Here is a 1,889-nt window from a genome sequence, read left to right on the forward strand (position 1 = left end):
ATGTCGCTCATCTCTTGATAGTTTTGCGAGGAAAGAAATTCATCGTCATCGTCATGGTCTTCATCTTCTTCATCAGTAGAACTTATTTGTCCATCTCCCGAAGTAATCCCTAAGACAGATAGACTATCTGATGCCACTATGTTTGATGCTTGCATTGATATATTTGATGTCACCACTAGCGGGTCTGGTGCTATCCCGCAAGTTCTCCGAATCATACTAATTTGTGCTTCTAGTTGACTAATTGCCCAAATGCCAATCTGTCTTAATTCTTCTCCCCTCAGCCCCGAAGAAAACAAGGCTAGAGGTAGCCAGTGTTTCTTTAGTGTCGATGTAATTGTTTCCGAATAATCTTCCTTCAAATTTAAAGGCTTTGACCTCAAGTAATCAATTACTTCTGCATCTGCACTGTCACTTGGTCTTCTAAATGACACTACTCTATATCTAGAATCATTCATTTTTTTTTGACTAAAATTCTGATTAGCGTAACGCGCTTTCTTAAAATTATTACACTAATTTTTATCGCCCAGTTTTTTTATTTTTATTTTGATACTGCCTAACTTAACTAAATTTAATATTTTTGCTTTTGAAATTTATGTTGTCTGCCTAAATGAAGCATTTACTTAACAATGAATGCACATACAACACCGCATTTTTTCTTCTAATCCTTCACTTAAACCCTCATTTTTTTAATCCCTACTAATTTACCGGGGTTTTATTTGCTTTTACGTGGTAAAAATGTATTATTAGTCACAGTTACAAATAGCAGACATTTTGCACCTAAAACCCCTATTTATATACAAAATGTCTGCTATTTTGCACCGCTCATACACGCTTGTAACTGTTATAGCTGTCAGCAAATGTTGACAATCAGGTACAAAATGTCTGCTATTTTGCACATCACTTTTTTGAAAAATTGCCCTCTAATACTTACTCCAACAAGCTTTGAGGCGATTTGTCCAGTTTCTCACATTCTCAATAAGACCAATTTTATTGAGAATGAATACTACAAAAGTATTGCTTTTATACTTCAAAAAGCCAGTCTTTTTCCTGTTGCGCTACAAATTAGCACTGATTAACTTCGAGGACTGCCAAGAAATTCCGTTGTCAACCATTTTACTCTTGAATAATTCTCGAAAAATTCTGTTATCAGTCCGTTTATTGTCATTAATGAAGAGTTATTGACAGTTAAATAGCCCGAAAGCCTTGCTATTGCGTGGTTTTTTAGTCCAAACCCCAGAAAGTCAGATGTTCTCTACTTAGGTTAAAATTGTGTTAATAGTGACTATGCTACTAAGGGAATCTTGGGGATAGCGGGAGAATTGCCTGTGAAATGCTGTAGGGCGGCTTAGAATAGTCGTACTTACTACGGTTATTTTTCCATTTTCGCATTTGAGCGATTTGGCTGAAAAAGTGGCGTAAAATCGAGAAAAAACAGCAATAACTTGAGTGATATTTGTTTCTCAGTCGGTCAGCCCAAAAACTTGTATTTCCAAATTTTAGCGTAGATAAAAAATGGCATACGCGATCGCGCGATTAAAAAAATTAAAGCGGGGTAACATATCAGGGAGTGCATCTCACACCGCGCGAGAAAGAGAAACCCCTAATGCAGATCCCACTCAAAAAAATATTCGGTTCATCGGTAGCCTCGACCCAGAGGAACGACTAGAGGATTTAGTCTTAGCCAAGATAGGGGACTCGGAGCAGAAGCGGAAGATTCGCACTGATGCGGTGTACTGCGTGGAGTTACTGTTGAGTGCATCGCCCAGTTATTTCCGTCCCGACTGCCCCACCCAAGCCGGTTACTATGAACCACAAAAGTTGGATAACTGGGTAGAAGCGACTCACCAGTGGTTAGCGGATGAATATGGATCTCGCATTGTCCGCGCCGA

At 38.6% G+C, this 1,889-nt stretch carries 2 protein-coding genes; one reads left to right on the forward strand and one right to left on the reverse strand.

Going from position 1 to position 1,889, the window contains the following annotated elements; translation table 11 throughout:
* The coding region (locus F8S12_RS12960; RefSeq protein ID WP_196516681.1) for a hypothetical protein at positions 1–455 on the reverse strand (455 nt) is incomplete at its 3' end.
* Positions 456–1,512: 1,057 nt separating this feature from the next.
* Here F8S12_RS12960 and F8S12_RS12965 point away from each other — a divergent pair.
* The coding region (locus tag F8S12_RS12965; RefSeq protein WP_196516682.1) for a plasmid recombination protein at positions 1,513–1,889 on the forward strand (377 nt) is incomplete at its 3' end.

Origin of the sequence: Nostoc sp. WHI (assembly GCF_015714725.1) — a bacterium.
In the GTDB taxonomy this organism is placed as follows: domain Bacteria; phylum Cyanobacteriota; class Cyanobacteriia; order Cyanobacteriales; family Nostocaceae; genus Nostoc.